The 15,163-nt window shown below is 60.9% G+C and carries 14 protein-coding genes; 1 reads left to right on the top strand and 13 read right to left on the bottom strand.

The annotated features are described in order from the left end of the window. Positions 1 to 8: 8 nt before the first annotated feature. The 13 genes from ACWGZX_RS26480 to pedF form a co-directional block, all read right to left on the bottom strand. Complete coding sequence (locus ACWGZX_RS26480; protein WP_452626115.1) at positions 9 to 1,736, bottom strand: PAS domain-containing hybrid sensor histidine kinase/response regulator; 1,728 nt, start codon at positions 1,734 to 1,736, stop codon at positions 9 to 11. Continuing rightward, positions 1,720 to 2,883 (bottom strand): alcohol dehydrogenase-like regulatory protein ErcA, encoded by a 1,164-nt coding sequence (ercA, locus tag ACWGZX_RS26475; protein ID WP_452626114.1) that lies wholly within the window; start codon positions 2,881 to 2,883, stop codon positions 1,720 to 1,722. Before ercA ends, ACWGZX_RS26480 begins: the two co-directional genes overlap by 17 nt. A 238-nt stretch (positions 2,884 to 3,121) precedes the next feature. Further along, a complete protein-coding gene (gene pqqE / locus ACWGZX_RS26470; protein ID WP_452626113.1) occupies positions 3,122 to 4,264 on the bottom strand; it encodes a pyrroloquinoline quinone biosynthesis protein PqqE in 1,143 nt (380 codons plus the stop codon). Continuing rightward, complete coding sequence (gene pqqD, locus ACWGZX_RS26465; RefSeq protein WP_452626112.1) at positions 4,242 to 4,514, bottom strand: pyrroloquinoline quinone biosynthesis peptide chaperone PqqD; 273 nt, start codon at positions 4,512 to 4,514, stop codon at positions 4,242 to 4,244. The genes pqqE and pqqD overlap by 23 nt, the downstream gene beginning before the upstream one ends. Continuing rightward, entirely contained in the window at positions 4,511 to 5,263 is a 753-nt protein-coding gene (pqqC, locus tag ACWGZX_RS26460; RefSeq protein ID WP_452626111.1) for a pyrroloquinoline-quinone synthase PqqC, read from the bottom strand. The genes pqqD and pqqC overlap by 4 nt, the downstream gene beginning before the upstream one ends. A 146-nt stretch (positions 5,264 to 5,409) precedes the next feature. After that, positions 5,410 to 6,324 carry a pyrroloquinoline quinone biosynthesis protein PqqB gene (pqqB, locus tag ACWGZX_RS26455; protein ID WP_452626110.1) on the bottom strand — a complete coding sequence of 305 codons (915 nt, stop codon included), beginning with the start codon at positions 6,322 to 6,324 and terminating at the stop codon, positions 5,410 to 5,412. A gap of 54 nt (positions 6,325 to 6,378) precedes the next feature. Beyond that, positions 6,379 to 6,450 carry a pyrroloquinoline quinone precursor peptide PqqA gene (gene pqqA, locus ACWGZX_RS26450; RefSeq protein WP_003253598.1) on the bottom strand — a complete coding sequence of 24 codons (72 nt, stop codon included), beginning with the start codon at positions 6,448 to 6,450 and terminating at the stop codon, positions 6,379 to 6,381. Between the two features lie 223 nt (positions 6,451 to 6,673). Continuing rightward, on the bottom strand, positions 6,674 to 8,194 hold the full coding sequence (gene exaC / locus ACWGZX_RS26445) for an acetaldehyde dehydrogenase ExaC (RefSeq protein ID WP_007949298.1): 1,521 nt from the start codon (positions 8,192 to 8,194) through the stop codon (positions 6,674 to 6,676). 319 nt (positions 8,195 to 8,513) lie between these two features. Further along, entirely contained in the window at positions 8,514 to 10,289 is a 1,776-nt protein-coding gene (locus ACWGZX_RS26440; protein ID WP_452626109.1) for a PQQ-dependent methanol/ethanol family dehydrogenase, read from the bottom strand. 143 nt (positions 10,290 to 10,432) lie between these two features. Then, complete coding sequence (locus ACWGZX_RS26435) at positions 10,433 to 11,371, bottom strand: quinoprotein relay system zinc metallohydrolase 1 (RefSeq protein WP_452626108.1); 939 nt, start codon at positions 11,369 to 11,371, stop codon at positions 10,433 to 10,435. A gap of 16 nt (positions 11,372 to 11,387) precedes the next feature. Then, positions 11,388 to 12,149, bottom strand: coding sequence for a quinoprotein dehydrogenase-associated SoxYZ-like carrier (locus tag ACWGZX_RS26430; RefSeq protein ID WP_452626107.1), 762 nt, complete (start codon positions 12,147 to 12,149; stop codon positions 11,388 to 11,390). A 9-nt stretch (positions 12,150 to 12,158) separates the two neighbouring features. Next, complete coding sequence (locus tag ACWGZX_RS26425; RefSeq protein WP_452626106.1) at positions 12,159 to 13,034, bottom strand: substrate-binding periplasmic protein; 876 nt, start codon at positions 13,032 to 13,034, stop codon at positions 12,159 to 12,161. Positions 13,035 to 13,038: 4 nt separating this feature from the next. Beyond that, positions 13,039 to 13,500: a cytochrome c-550 PedF gene (gene pedF, locus ACWGZX_RS26420; RefSeq protein WP_223516938.1), complete on the bottom strand. Its 462-nt coding sequence runs from the start codon at positions 13,498 to 13,500 to the stop codon at positions 13,039 to 13,041. Positions 13,501 to 13,976: 476 nt separating this feature from the next. Between pedF and ACWGZX_RS26415 the strand changes: the two genes are divergently transcribed. Then, complete coding sequence (locus tag ACWGZX_RS26415; RefSeq protein ID WP_452626105.1) at positions 13,977 to 15,161, top strand: ABC transporter substrate-binding protein; 1,185 nt, start codon at positions 13,977 to 13,979, stop codon at positions 15,159 to 15,161. Positions 15,162 to 15,163 lie beyond the last annotated feature (2 nt).

Below are 15,163 nucleotides of genomic sequence, written 5' to 3'. Positions count from 1 at the left end.
TAACGCCACTACCCGAGCATCTGACTCAGCACTGCGCGCAACTTGCCGGGCTTGACCGGCTTGTTCAGCAGCGGTGCGCCGAGTCTCTGCAATGAGCGTCGACATTGATCAGTGCGGTCCGCCGTGATGATCACCGCCGGGATGACCTGGCTGAAATGCTCACGCAAATGCCTGACCACATCGCAGCCCACCACGCCGTGATCAAGGTGATAGTCCGCCAGAATCAATTCTGGCGCTTGCCCGCGCAGGGCTGCCAGCGCGCAGGATTCATCCGTGGCCGTGACCACCTCGCACCCCCACTGCTCGAGCAGCGCGCTCATGCTCTCGAGAATGCTCACTTCGTTGTCCAGTACCAGCAAACGTCGGCCCGGCAAGGGATTACCGGTGCCCAACTGAGGTGCGGCCTGACTGATAGGCAGCGGCACCTCATGGGAAAGCGGTACGTCGATGCTGAACATCGAGCCACGTCCTGGCAAGGATTGCACCCGAACCTGATAACCCAGAATCTTCGCGATGCGTTCGACGATGGCCAGCCCCAGCCCCACGCCTTTGCGATCGGCGGCACGTCCGACGTCGAGTTGGTTGAACTCCAGGAAAATCGAATCCAGTCGGTCCGCAGCGATGCCGCGCCCGGTGTCCCAGACCTCCAGGCGCAGCATCTCGCCGCGCCGTCTTGCCGCAAGCAGGATGCTGCCCTCGTCCGTGTAGCGGCAGGCGTTACTGAGGAAGTTACGCAGAATGCGCGTCATCAGGCGCAAGTCGGTGCTGATGGCGTAATCGCCCACATGCACGCGCAGGTTCAACCCTGCTGCTTCGGCGACTGACTGAAACTCCGACACCAGCGGCGCGAGCAATTCGTCGAGACGATAAAGGGCAACGTCGGGTTTGACCGCTGCCTGATCGAGCCGGGAAATATCCAGCAAATCAGTGAGCAAATCTTCCGCCCCCTCCAACGCCTGATGAGTGCGTTCGACCAGGACCTGTTCAACGTCAGGCAGTTTTCGTTCACGCAACGTCGAGATCAGCAAACGCGCAGCATTAAGTGGTTGCAACAGGTCGTGGCTGGCGGCAGCAAGGTACTTGTCCTTGCTGCGATTGGCGGCCTCGGCGGCGTCGCGGGCATCGCGCAAGGCTTCGGCGATCTGTTTACGCTGGGTGATCTGCTGTTGCAGGTTGCGGTTGGCTTCCAGCAGTTCATCGGTGCGCGCGGTGACCCGCTGCTCCAGTTCATCGTTGAGTTGTTGCAGACGTTGCTGGGCCAGCTTGCGTTCGGTGATGTCAGCAACAAACCCCTCCACCAGGCCTTCCTGATCGGGTTTGAGCAACAGGTTCATCAACACATCGAGGCTGCTGCCGTCCTTGCGCCGCAACTGGGTTTCATAACCGTGCAGGCTGCGTTGATGCTTTAGGATTTCGCCAATGTTTTCCAGCTCGGCGGCGCCGCCGACAAACAGGTTGCTCGCCAGATCGGCCAGCGAAAACAGCACCTCCTGCGGGTCCTGATAACCGAGCATGTGCGCCAACGCCGGGTTGGCGGCCCGCATGCCTTCTTGCAGGCTGGCCTGGAAAATCCCCTGAACCGCGTTTTCGAACAGCCATTTGTATCGATTGCGCTCGGCTTCCAAGTCGTCGAGTCGCGCGGCGAGTTCCGGGTAGTGACTCTTGCGCGCCGAATGGCTGCCTAACCCGAGCAGCCCCGCCAGTGCCCGTTGCTGATCGTCAGAGGGCTTCGCCATAGACGACCTCGACATCACGCTGACTGGATTCGCGCGGATTGGTCAGGATGCACGGGTCGTGCATGGCGTGTTGCGACAGGAACGGAATATCCGCCGTACTGACCCCATGCAAACCGAGGGTCTCATGGAAGCCGATAGCGTGTTTGAGGGCGATCAAATGCTCGACCAGCCGCCCGCAAATCTGCCGATGGTTCAGGCCACGGCAATCGATACCGAAGGTCTCGGCAATCACTTTGAAGCGATCCGGTGCCGAGCTGTAATTGAACGCCACCACGTGTTCCACCAGCACAGCGTTGCATAAGCCATGGGGCAGATCGAGAAACCCGCCCAGACTGTGGGACATGGCGTGCACCGCGCCGAGGATCGCGTTGGAGAAGGCGAGACCGGCCTGCATGCTGCCGAGCATGATCTTCTCGCGCAGGGCGATGTCCGTCGGGTTGGCGATCATTTGTACCAAATTGCCGTTGATCAACCGCATCGCCTCCAGAGCATGCGGATCGGTCAGGGGCCCGTGGCCCGTGGAGACGAAAGCCTCGATGGCATGCACCAACGCGTCGATGCCGGTACAGGCCGACAGGAACGGGTCCATGCTCAGGGTCGTTTCCGGGTCGATCAATGACACGTCCGGCACCACCGCTTTGCTGACGATGGAGAACTTCATGCGCTCTTGCTGGTTGGAAATGATCACGAACTGCGAAACATCGGCCGAGGTGCCGGCCGTGGTCGGAATCAGGATCAGCGGCGGACTGGGCACGCGGATGGTGTCCACGCCTTCGAATTCGAGAATGCTGCGTCCGTGAGCAACGACAATCCCGATGCCTTTGCCGCAATCCATCGGGCTGCCACCGCCGACGGCGACGATCACATCGCAATGGTTTTCCCGGTACAGCTCAGCACCGAGCATGACTTCTTCGACCCGCGGGTTAGGCGAGACATCGCTGTACAGGAAGTAGTCGATACCCAAGGCTTGCAGGCTGGCCTCGACATCGGCGACCCAACCGGCCGCAATCACCCCAGGGTCACTGACCAGCAGGACTTTGCGGGCGCCGAAGGTCTTGGCGCAATTGCCGACGTTGTGCCGGCAGCCGGCACCGAAGATGATTTCAGGTGAAACGAATTTACGCAGCTGGCTGATACTCTGGCTCATTGGAAAGCCTGTTTTTATTGTTTTGGAAGATAGGAACCACACTAAACCATCCGACAGTGAATGCAATCAGACCAAAGAACAGCGCTGCCCCGGGTTGTACCCGGATTTTGTATTCACCGCCGATCCCTGTAGGAGCGGGCTTGCCCGCGAAGACGGTCTCACATTCACCATTGATGTTGACTGACCCACCGCTTTCGCGGGCAAGCCCGCTCCTACAAGGGGATTTGTGTCGTTAGACTCATCCGCGATAGATCAGCCGCGACGCTTTCTCGTTGCGCAACGTCAGGTGTTCCATGCCCTGCCCCGGCGCCTCGGCTTCTTCGCGGGCCTTGAGGATTACGCCGTGGTGCGGTGACTTGCTGCACACCGGGTCGGCATTGGCGGCGTCGCCAGTGAGCATGAACGCCTGGCAGCGGCAACCGCCCAGATCCTTGTGCTTTTCATCGCACGAGCGGCACGGTTCCTTCATCCAGTCATTACCGCGAAAACGGTTGAAGCCAAACGAGTCCGTCCAGATGTGCTCGACACTGTGCTCGCGCACGTTGGGAAACTGCACCGGCAACTGTCGGGCGCTGTGGCAAGGCAGTGCGGTGCCGTCCGGGGTGATGTCGAGAAACAGATTGGCCCAGCCGTTCATGCAGGTTTTGGGGCGTTCTTCGTAGTAGTCCGGGGTGACAAAGATCAGCTTGCACGGATGGCCCTGGGCCTCAAGCCGCTGGCGATATTCGTTGGTGATGCGCTCGGCGCGTTGCAGTTGCTCGCGGGTCGGCAGCAGGCCGACGCGATTGAGTTCGGCCCAACCGTAGAATTGACATGTGGCCAATTCGACAAAATCCGCTTCCAGTTCCAGGCACAAGTCGATGATCTGCGCGATCTGGTCGATGTTGTGCCGATGGGTCACGAAGTTCAGCACCATGGGGTAACCCTGGGCTTTCACCGCACGGGCCATGGCCAGCTTCTGGGAAAAGGCCTTGCGGGAGCCGGCGAGCATGTTGTTGACCGCTTCGTCGGCGGCTTGAAAGCTGATCTGGATATGGTCCAGCCCGGCCACCTTGAAGTCGCGGACTTTCTGCTCGGTCAGGCCGATGCCCGAGGTGATCAGGTTGGTGTAGTAACCCATGTCTCGCGCGGCCTTGATCAGTTCGGCCAGGTCCTGTCGCACCAGTGGCTCGCCACCGGAAAAACCCAACTGCGCTGCGCCCATCTCGCGGGCCTCGCGAAACACCCGAATCCACTCCTCAGTGCTCAGTTCTTCGCCGTGCCGTGCAAAATCCAGTGGGTTTGAACAATACGGGCATTGTAGCGGGCAACGGTAGGTCAGCTCCGCCAGCAGCCACAGTGGTGGGCCTACAGGTGCATCATTCAATCCAGAATTGAGCATGGGCCACCTCCAGAAACGCCAGTACATCCTCGTCGATCCCCGGCACGCCGGGAAAATTCGCGGCCAGTTGCTCAATGATCGCCGCGACGCTGCGCTGACCGTTCACCAGACCGAGGATCTGCCCGGCACTGCCGTTGAGTTTGATCATGCCTTCGGGGTACAGCAGCACGTGACAGTCCTGGCGGGGCTCCCATTGCAAACGAAAGCCCTGGCGCAACGACGGTAATAGTTCGCGATTGATCAGGCTCACAGGGCAATCCCCCGGTGCCAGACTTTGTCGGTGGTGACGGTGTGATACGGCGGGCGTTCCAGTTCGTAGGCCATGCTCATGGCGTCAAGCATGCTCCACAGCACGTCGAGTTTGAATTGCAGGATGTCCAGCATGCGCTGCTGCGCCTGAAGCGTGACGTAGTGAGCCAACGTGATGCGCAAGCCGTGCTCGACGTCTCGCCGGGCCTGACTCAAACGACTGCGGAAATAGTCGTAGCCGGCCACGTCGATCCACGGGTAATGAGTTGGCCAGGCGTCGAGTCGGGACTGGTGGATCTGGGGGGCGAACAGCTCGGTCAGCGAACTGCTCGCCGCTTCCTGCCAGCAGGCGCGACGGGCGAAATTGACGTAGGCATCAACAGCGAAGCGCACGCCGGGCAGCACCAACTCCTGGGACAGAATCTGCTCGCGATCCAGCCCCACCGCTTCGCCCAGACGCAGCCAGGCTTCGATGCCGCCCTCACTGCCGGGCACACCGTCGTGGTCGAGAATCCGTTGCAGCCACTCACGGCGTACGTCGCGGTCCGGGCAGTTGGCGAGGATGGCGGCATCCTTGAGCGGAATGTTCACTTGGTAATAGAAGCGATTGGCGACCCAGCCTTGAATCTGCTCGCGGCTGGAGCGCCCGGCGTACATGGCTTGGTGGAACGGATGATGAATATGGTAGTAGGCGCCTTTGGCGCGTAGGGCGGCTTCGAATTCGGTGGGGGACATTGGGGTGTCAGTCATTGCGGTTCTCCGATGGATTTGCGGTGTCGGATCTGGCCTCATCGCGGGCAAGTCGGATCGCCGCACCGCACGCTCCCACAGTTGATCGCGTGAACCTGTGGGAGCGGCGGTGCGACGATTCGACTTGCCCGCGATGAGGCAATCCGCTACAGCTCAATACTCATGCCGTCAAACGCCACTTCGATCCCGCGCCGCTCCAGCAGCGCCCGCTCGGCCGAGTCTTCGTCGAGGATCGGGTTGGTGTTGTTGATGTGGATCAGCACCTTGCGCTGGCGGGTAAAACCTTCCAGCACCTCAAGCATGCCGCCGGGGCCGCTTTGCGACAGATGCCCCATCTCACTGCCCAGGTTCTGGCCGACTTCGCAGACGCGCATTTCGTCGTCACGCCACAAGGTGCCGTCCAGCAGCAGGCAATCGGCACGCTGCATCCAGCCCAGCACTTCGTCATCGACTTGCCCCAGCCCCGGCGCGTAAAACAGTGATGCGCCGCTGCGCCGGTCTTCAATGAACAAGCCAATGGTGTCGCCCGGTTGCGGATTGCCGCGATTAGGCGAGTACGGTGGTGCGTTGCTCACCAGGGGAATCGCACGCCATCGCAAGTGCTGGCAGGCAGGAATGCTGAACGGCTGCCGATCCAGCCCGAGCGGTTGCCACTGCAAGCCGCCGTTCCAGTGGCGCAACATATTGAACAGCGGGAACCCGCTGCTCAGGTCCTGGTGAACCCGCTCAGTGCACCAGACGTCATGCGGGCAACCTTCGCGCAGGCTCAAAAGGCCCGTGCAGTGATCGATCTGGCTGTCGAGCAGCACGACGCCAGCGATGGCGCTGTCACGCAGCTGGCGGGCCGGTTGCAACAGCGGAAAACTTTCGAGTTGCGCGCGAATGTCCGGTGATGCATTGCACAGCACCCAATCCACTCCATTGTCGCTCAGGGCAATCGAGGACTGCGTGCGCGGTTGTGCTCGCAGGCTGGCATTGCGCATCCCGGCGCACTGGTAGCAGTTGCAATTCCACTGAGGGAAGCCGCCACCAGCGGCGGAACCGAGAACGCGAATGTGCATGAATGAGGCTCCAAAGGCAGGCCCGGCCAACACATCGGCTGGCCGGGTGAACCATCAACGGTTGGCGAAATACATCGTCACTTCGAAGCCAATGCGCAGATCGGTAAACGCGGGTTTAGTCCACATGGGTCAATCCTCTTCTTGTGCCGGGCGATTCCGGTAAAGCCATTAATGCACGGGGTGCCGTGCGCCCGAATGCTACTTTCGAAGGAGCATTGGGGGTGATTTGGTAGGGGGTATGCGCGGTGCCAGATACAGCCATTCGCTGGCAAGCCAGCTCCTACAGGTATTACGCAAACCTGTAGGAGCTGGCTTGCCAGCGAAGGCCGTTACCCGATTTCGAGTCGGGTTAGAAGAACCCCAGCGGATTGATGTCGTAGCTGACCAGCAGGTTCTTGGTCTGCTGGTAGTGATCGAGCATCATCTTGTGGTTCTCCCGACCGACGCCGGACTTCTTGTAACCACCGAACGCCGCGTGCGCCGGATACAGGTGGTAGCAGTTGGTCCAGACGCGTCCGGCCTTGATCGCCCGGCCCATGCGGTAGGCGCGGTTGATGTCGCGGGTCCAGAGACCGGCACCGAGGCCAAACTCGCTGTCGTTGGCAATCGCCAGCGCTTCGGCTTCGTCCTTGAAGGTGGTGACACCCACCACCGGACCGAAGATTTCTTCCTGGAATACGCGCATCTTGTTGTGGCCCTTGAGCAGCGTCGGCTGGATGTAATAGCCGCTGGACAAGTCCCCTTCAAGACGCTCGGCGGCGCCACCGGTGAGCAGTTCAGCCCCCTCCTCCTGAGCAATTTTGAGGTACGAGAGGATCTTGTCGTATTGCTGCTCGGACGCCTGGGCGCCGACCATGGTTTCAGTGTCCAGCGGGTTGCCGCGCTTGATCTTGACGATCTTTTTCATCACCTCGGCCATGAACGGCTCGTAGATCGATTCTTGCACCAGCGCCCGCGATGGGCAGGTGCATACTTCGCCCTGGTTGAAGAACGCCAGCACCAGACCTTCGGCGGCTTTCTCGATGAACTGAGGCTCGGCGTTCATGATGTCTTCGAAGAAGATGTTCGGCGACTTGCCGCCCAGTTCGACCGTGCTTGGAATGATGTTCTCGGCGGCACAATGCATGATGTGCGCGCCCACCGGGGTTGAACCGGTGAAGGCGATCTTGGCGATGCGCTTGCTGGTGGCCAGCGCTTCGCCGGCTTCACGACCGAAGCCTTGAACGATGTTCAACACGCCCGCTGGCAGAAGATCAGCGATCAGCTCGGCGAACACCATGATCGACAGCGGTGTCTGCTCGGCAGGTTTGAGCACGATGCAGTTGCCGGCGGCCAGGGCCGGGGCGAGTTTCCAGGCCGCCATCAGCAGCGGGAAATTCCACGGAATGATTTGCCCGACCACGCCCAGAGGCTCGTGAAAGTGATAGGCGGTGGTCAGCTCGTTGATCTCGGCAGCGCCGCCTTCCTGAGCGCGAATGCAACCGGCGAAGTAACGGAAATGGTCAGCGGCCAACGGCACGTCGGCGTTCAGGGTTTCGCGCACGGCCTTACCGTTGTCCCAGGTTTCGGTGACCGCGAGGATTTCCAGGTTTTGCTCGATGCGATCGGCGATTTTCAACAGCACCAACGAGCGGTCCTGGGCCGAGGTCTTGCCCCAGGCATCCGCAGCGGCATGCGCCGCGTCGAGGGCTTTTTCGATGTCGGCGGCGCTGGAGCGTGGGAATTCGGCAATCACCTCACCGGTCACCGGCGAGGTGTTGGTGAAGTATTCGCCATTGACTGGCGCGACAAACTCGCCGCCGATGAAGTTGCCATAGCGCGGCTTGAAGGAAACAACGGCGCCTGGGGTTCCGGGTTGTGCGTAGATCATGGTGGGCCTCTGTCTGGGTCGATGCCTGTCGTACCGACAAGCGATGAATCGATACTAGAGAGCCCTGCGTGCCAGACGAATGCGCCGATGGCAGGAAGGCTCTCGTTATTTGGTCGTAGATTTACCGATAAGGGTTGGGTGAACCTTTGTGGCGAGGGGGCTTGCCCCCGTTGGGTCGCGAAGCGGCCCCTTACATTCTTGGCACCCACCGCGGCGTCGGCAATTACGACTGCTTCGCAGCCGAACGGGGCGATGCGGCGCTCCGACAAGCCCCCTCGCCACAGGTAATTCATCTCCACGGGGTTATGCGGTGGAAGGGTCAGTGCTTGGCCACCAGGTCTTTCGGCAGCTTGAAGGTCCAGAGCATGCCGCCCTGGTTGAAGTCCTTGATCCGCTTGGCCACTTCCCCGCCCCACAACGGTACGGCGCCGCCCCAGCCGGAGAGGACCGACACGTATTGTTCGCCGTCCATTTCCCAGGTTATGGGTGAGCCGAGTACGCCTGAACCAGTCTGGAATTCCCAGACTTTCTCTCCCGTCTTGGCATTGAACGCCTGGAGGAAACCTTCCGGCGTGCCGGTGAACACCAGATTGCCCTTGGTGGTCAGCACCCCTCCCCACAGCGGCGCGTAGTTCTTGTGGCGCCAGACTTCCTTGCCGGTTTTCGGGTCAATGGCGCGCAGCACGCCGATGTAGTCTTCATTCAACGGTTTGATGGTGAAACCGGCGCCGAGGAATGCCGCGCCTTTTTTGTAGGCGATGCCTTCGTTCCAGATGTCCATGCCCCACTCGTTGGACGGCACGTAAAACAGCCCGGTGTCGCGGTTGTAGGCCATCGGCATCCAGTTTTTCGCGCCAAGGAATGCAGGCGCTACGAATACCGAACTGCCCTTGGGCTCAGCGCCCGGGGCGCCGGGGCGGCTGGCTTCGTTGTAGATTGGCCGGCCGTCTTTATCCAGGCCGGTGGCCCAGGTGATCTTGTCCACGAACGGGAAGCCGCGGATGAACTTGCCGTTGGTACGGTCCAGCACATAGAAGAAACCGTTGCGGTCCGCCGTGGCCGCCGCTTTGATTTCCTTGCCGCCCTCGGTGTAGTTGAACGAGACCAGTTCGTTGACGCCGTCATAGTCCCAACCGTCGTGGGGCGTGCTCTGGAAGTGCCATTTGATGGTGCCGTCGTCCGGGTTGAGCGCCAGACGCGACGACGAGTAGAGGTTATCGCCAGGACGCAAATGCGAGTTCCACGGCGCCGGGTTACCTGTGCCGAACAGCAGCAGATTGGTTTCCGGGTCGTAGTAACCGCCGAGCCAGGGCGCGGCGCCGCCGGTCTTCCACAAATCACCCGGCCAGGTCTTGCCGGCTTCACCACCGGAGATACCGTTCTCGATGGCCTTGCCGTCCTTGTAGACGTAGCCCATGTGGCCTTCGACGGTCGGCCGGACCCACAACAGCTCGCCATTTTTCGGGTCGTAGGCCGAGATCTTGCCCACCACACCGAACTCGCCACCGGCCACGCCGGTAATCAGTTTGCCGTTGATCACCAATGGCGCGGCGCTGATGGAATAGCCTTCCTTGTGGTCGGCCACCTTCTTGCTCCACACCACTTTGCCGGTGTCTTTGTTCAGGGCCACCAGCTTGGCGTCGAGGGTGCCAAAGATCACCAGGTCGCCATACAGCGCCACGCCACGGTTGATCACGTCGCAGCACGGACGGATGTCATCCGGCAGGCGCGCATCGTATTGCCAGAGTTTCTTGCCGGTGCGCGCATCCACTGCGAACACCCGTGAGTAGGAACCGGTCATGTACATCACGCCGTCCTTGACCATCGGCTGTGCTTGCTGGCCTCGCTGTTTTTCGCCGCCGAAAGAGAATGCCCAGGCTGGCCGCAGCTCCTTCACGTTGTCGACGTTGAGAATATCCAGCGGGCTGTAGCGCTGCCCCTGGACGCCGAGGCCGTTGGTGACGACTTGCTCCGGGTTTTTCGGGTCCTGGAGAATGTCCTGGTCGGAGACGGCGGCCAATGCCTGGCCGGACAACAGCATGGCACTGAGCAGCAGGCTCAAGACGAAGGGCTGGCGACGTGCGGGTTGAGTCATGACGGCTACCTCTGCGGTTTTTTGTTATTCGCGGGAATGTTTCCCGGCGTAGTGCAGATTCTTGGGCGCCGCCGCCCCGACAACAATTACCCGCAATATGGAGATTCCTAATCCCTTAGTAGTGGGTTGGATGAGTTCAAGCGTCACTTGGCCGCGCTGGAATCCAGCCGGGTCATCTGCAAACGCTCGTAACGCGGGTACAAATGACTGACGCTACGGATCAATTCATAACGGCTCAGATTGATCCCGGCAAAGCCTTCGGGGATGGGGCTACGGATCATCTCGGCCATGTCGCTGCCACTGGCCGCACCCTCTTGCAGCAGCTGGTCGAGCCAGGTCAGGTAGTCGCGCATTTGTTCGAAGGGTTGTGGGTCGCTGGCCACCGGCCCGTGGCCAGGCACGATCAGCGTCCAGGACAAACCCTGCAGGGTGGCGATGTCCGCCAGCCACACCGCCAGTCCGGGACTGTTCGGAGTGGTCAGGGCCCGTTGATAAAACACCAGGTCCCCGGCAAACAGCACGCCGGTTTGCTGGTCGAGAATAGCCAGATCCGCTCCCGAATGCCCACCCAGGCCCAGCAAGCGTAAATCGTGATTCCCAAAACTGAGTACGCCTGGCGTCAGGACCTGATTGGGCAACACCACTTCGGTGCCACGCATCCAGTCACCCACCATTCGATACATATTCTCGGCCATCGCATCACCTTGTTGATGCAACAGCTCGGTGGTACCCGCCAGTGCGCCGATGGGCACATCAGCAAACGCCTGATTGCCCAGCACATGGTCCGGGTGGTGATGCGTCAGGAACACCTGAATCACCGGTTTGTCAGTGATCGCCGCAATAGCCTTACGCAGGGCTTCGCCGTAACGCTTCGACGGCCCGGTGTCGATGACCACCACGCCGCGCTCGGTGACGATGAACGCGGTGTTGACGATATTGCCGCCGTTAGCCTTGGCGAAATTATCCGTGCTGCCTTCCAGCAGCCAGGTGTCTTCGGCGATCTGCCGGGGCTTGAGCGAATACTCAAGGTCGGCCATGGCCGGCAGGCTGACGCTCAACATAATCAGCAGCATCCAGCGCATGACACGCTCCTTTGGGTCAGGGGATTGACGCATCAAATTCATTGCCGCTGTTGTCCCGAATAAACAGACGCGTCTGCCCTGCCCCTTCGATGTCGAAGGCCAGGTTGGGGTTTTCGCTGACGGCGGGAAACAGCTCCAGCCGCGCCAACAGCTGATCGTTCAGATCCCTCAGTTCCGCATGGTTGATGAAGAACTCCGGGATGCCGCCGACCATGCCGTTGTCCATCGGGTGCGCCACCTGCACGCGCAATCGGCTGAACTCACTGCGTGGATAGCGACCGCCCAATACTTCGCCGATGTGCTCCTCCCAACCGGGCTGGGTGCGCACGAGGCTCGGCGCGGTGCAGCCGCCACCTGCGGCATCAATCAAGGTCGAACCGACATGCCACACCCCGTCGCGGGTCAAGACTGCCGCACGCAAGGGTGTGGCCTGTTCGATACGGATGCGAATCGACAGCCACGGCAATACCCGGTCCAGCGGCTGGAAGTCGACGATCCTCGGCAACGGATTGAGCTCGGCCCAGGCGAGGATTTTCACCACCTCGCCCTTGAACGCCCGCGCATCGATTTCCAATGGCACCTGCCGGGCATCTTCGGCAAAAGGCGGCGCCAGCAGCTTGACCCGATCATCGAAGACAAAGGGTGCGTCGCCGAGCATTTGCTTGTGATAGAACGCCCACATCACCGAGGGCACCGGGTCTTTACCCGGATCGATGTCCGCAGCGTGCGCGGCCAAGGGTAACCAACAGGCCAACAGACACGTCATTCGCCAGCTCATCACCCGCTCCTATTGATACATCTCCGGCACGTCATACCGCAGGCCGTAATGGCCGTAGATCGTCTTCACCGAACCCTCACGGATCAGGCCTTCCAGTGCCTCTTCCACGGCATAGGCCAGTTGCCGATTGCTTTCGTGCACGGCCATGCCGATTTCCCAGAGCTGCTTACCCATGTTCGGGTAGGCGTTTTGCGCCAGTGCCACTTGCGGGTCGGCCGCTTCATGCACCTGCCAGTCAATTTCGCCACGCATGGCCATCACCGCGTCGACCTCACCGGCCTTCATCGCGGCAAATGCCTGGGGCACGCCCGGATAGTGGTGGGTCTTGCCGGCTAGCATGCCGTTGAACACCGAAGTCAGGTAGAACGACGGCACGCTGTCGACCTCGACGCCAATCGGATGATGCTCGAACACGGCCACGCTGCCGACCTTGTCCAGCCGACGCTGATCGTATGCCACCTGCCATTGTTCGGTCTGGTAGGGGCCGAACATCACCACATGACCGTTTTCCATTTCGCCGAATTCGTTGCGCTTCTGGGCGTAGTCACGGTCATAGGGCACACGCATCATCAGGTCGGCCAGTTGCTGGTTATGCAACGCACTGGCGCGCCAGATGTAATCGCGCAGATCGTCATCGAGTTTTTCTCCGGCGGGCGCCCAGATCAGCGTCAGGCGTACACCGAGGGCCTTGGCCAAGGCCTCGGCGAGTTCGACATCCACGCCTCGGGGCTGGCCGGCCTGTTCAAAACTGTAGGGGGCGAAATCCTTGTAGACCGCCACTTTCAGCTCCCCGGCGGCGATCATTTCGTCATAGTTGCGAACCTGCGCCTGCACCGTCTGGCAGCACAGCCACACAGCACCGATCAACACCGCGAGCAGACGCATGGGATCACTCCTCGACGTGAACGCTGTCCAGGTAAGTGCGCACTGCCCATAACGCTTCCTGGCTCAGATAGTCGGCCATCTTTGGCATGTAGACCCGACCGTCACGCACCGCGCCATGACGCACGCGTTCGACGAACCACTCGTCTCCTGTCTCACCGACATCGAGCATGCGCAGGTCAGGGGCGATCCCACCGGACTTGGCTTCCAGGCCATGACAGGCCGCACAGTTCTGGTTGTAGGCCGACGAGCCGATTTCCAGAGCCTTATCGTGCTCCGGGGACGTGCGGTAGGGGTTGGCCGCCGCCCAGCCATCAGCGTCGACCGGCACACCGGCGTCCTTGATCGGGGTCAGGCCATTGGTTTCCACGGCTTGAGGTACCACGTTGCCGTGAGCCCACACGGAACCTGCACTGATAAAGCCGGCCAGCAGCCCGGTCATGAGCAAAGCGTTGCGTATTGTTGTCATTGTTATGCCCTCAGGATTGCACGCAAAACCTCTTGGCAGAGGCTATGGCACCCATCTTAGAAACGGCATCGCAATCACCCCATGCTGCTTTGGTGGTCGCCTTCTAGTCCCTTGGTAGTAAGGCGATAGAGGGACACCGCAAGTTCACCGCCAACAGGCGTAACGCGATCCGTAGCAGCTGGCGAAGCCTGCGTCCGGCTGCAAAGCAGTCGTGAAATCAGGCGATGCGGTGTTTCAGGAAGACCGCAATCTCAGGTTTTACGACTGCTGCGCAGCCGGACGCAGGCTTCGCCAGCTGCTACGGATAGCGTTAAGGCTTAACTGATCGGCATCAGGGCGAGAGCCATTCAAACCCAGGCTAAAACCGCGCCGGTTCACACGAGTTACTACCTTGGTACTGGCTCACCGGTACTTTCTGCATATTTCTTCTGCTCCACAGGCTTCCTATGCTGGCGCTACCCGTAATGGAGCGTCCCATGCGCCTGCTAGCCTCTTACGCCTTGCTGTACCTGCTGGCGATTGCCTGCGCCGCCGGCCTGGCCACCCAGAGCCAGGCTGCAGATGCGCCGCTTCAGGTGCGAATCGGCTACCTGGGTTATCGCCCCGATCCGGGACCGATACTGTCCAATGTCATTCCCGAACCGACCGATGCCGGGATGCGTGGCGCCGAATTGGCGATCACCGACAGCAACAGCACCGGGCGTTTTCTCAACCACAGTTACACCCTGGTCAGCGCCAGCGTCGACAGTCCTGACGCGTTGCTCGAAGCGGCCAAAACCCAGCACGCACAGGGGCTCCGGCTGTTTGTGGTGAACGCACCGGCCGACAGCTTGCGCCAACTCAGTGCCGCCCTGCCCGACAGCCTGCTGTTCAACGCCGGCAGCCCCGATGATCGCTTGCGCACCACCGACTGCCTGCCGAACGTGCTGCACAGCCTGCCGAGTCGGGCGATGCTCGCCGATGCACTGGCGCAATTTCTGGTGGTCCGCAAATGGCAACGCGCGCTGCTGATCGTCGGCCCGACCGCAGACGATCAAGCCTACGCCGCCGCCCTGCGCCGATCGGCAAAGCGCTTCGGGCTGCAACTGGTGGCGGAGAAAGCCTGGAGTTTTGATAACGATCAACGTCGCAGTGCCCAGGCGGACATGCCGCTGTTCACCCAGACCGCCGAATATGACGTGGTGCTGGTGGCCGATGAACGCGGCGACTTCGGTGAATACGTGCCCTACCAGACCTGGTACCCGCGCCCCGTCGCCGGCACGCAAGGGCTGACCCCGGTGGGTTGGCATAAAACCGTGGAAACCTACGGCGCCGCGCAGTTGCAAAAGCGTTTTGAAGCCCTGACCGGCCGCTGGATGAACGACCGCGACTTCGCTGCATGGATGGCCGTACGCAGCATCGCCAGCGCCGTGAGCAAACTGCGCCAGACCGAGCCGATGGCGATCCGTCAGCTGGAAATCAGTGATCAATTGCCACTGGACGGTTTCAAGGGCCGCAAGCTCAGTTATCGCCCGTGGAACGGCCAGTTGCGCCAACCCATTCCCATCGTCCAGCCCCGCGCACTGGTCAGCACCTCGCCGCAAGAGGGCTTCCTGCACCCCTTCAACGAAATGGACAGCCTGGGTTACGACAAACCCGAGGTCAGCTGCCGCTTTCCCTGATC

This window comes from Pseudomonas sp. CLCA07 (assembly GCF_053615335.1).
This window is presented reverse-complemented; position numbering and strand designations above follow the sequence as displayed.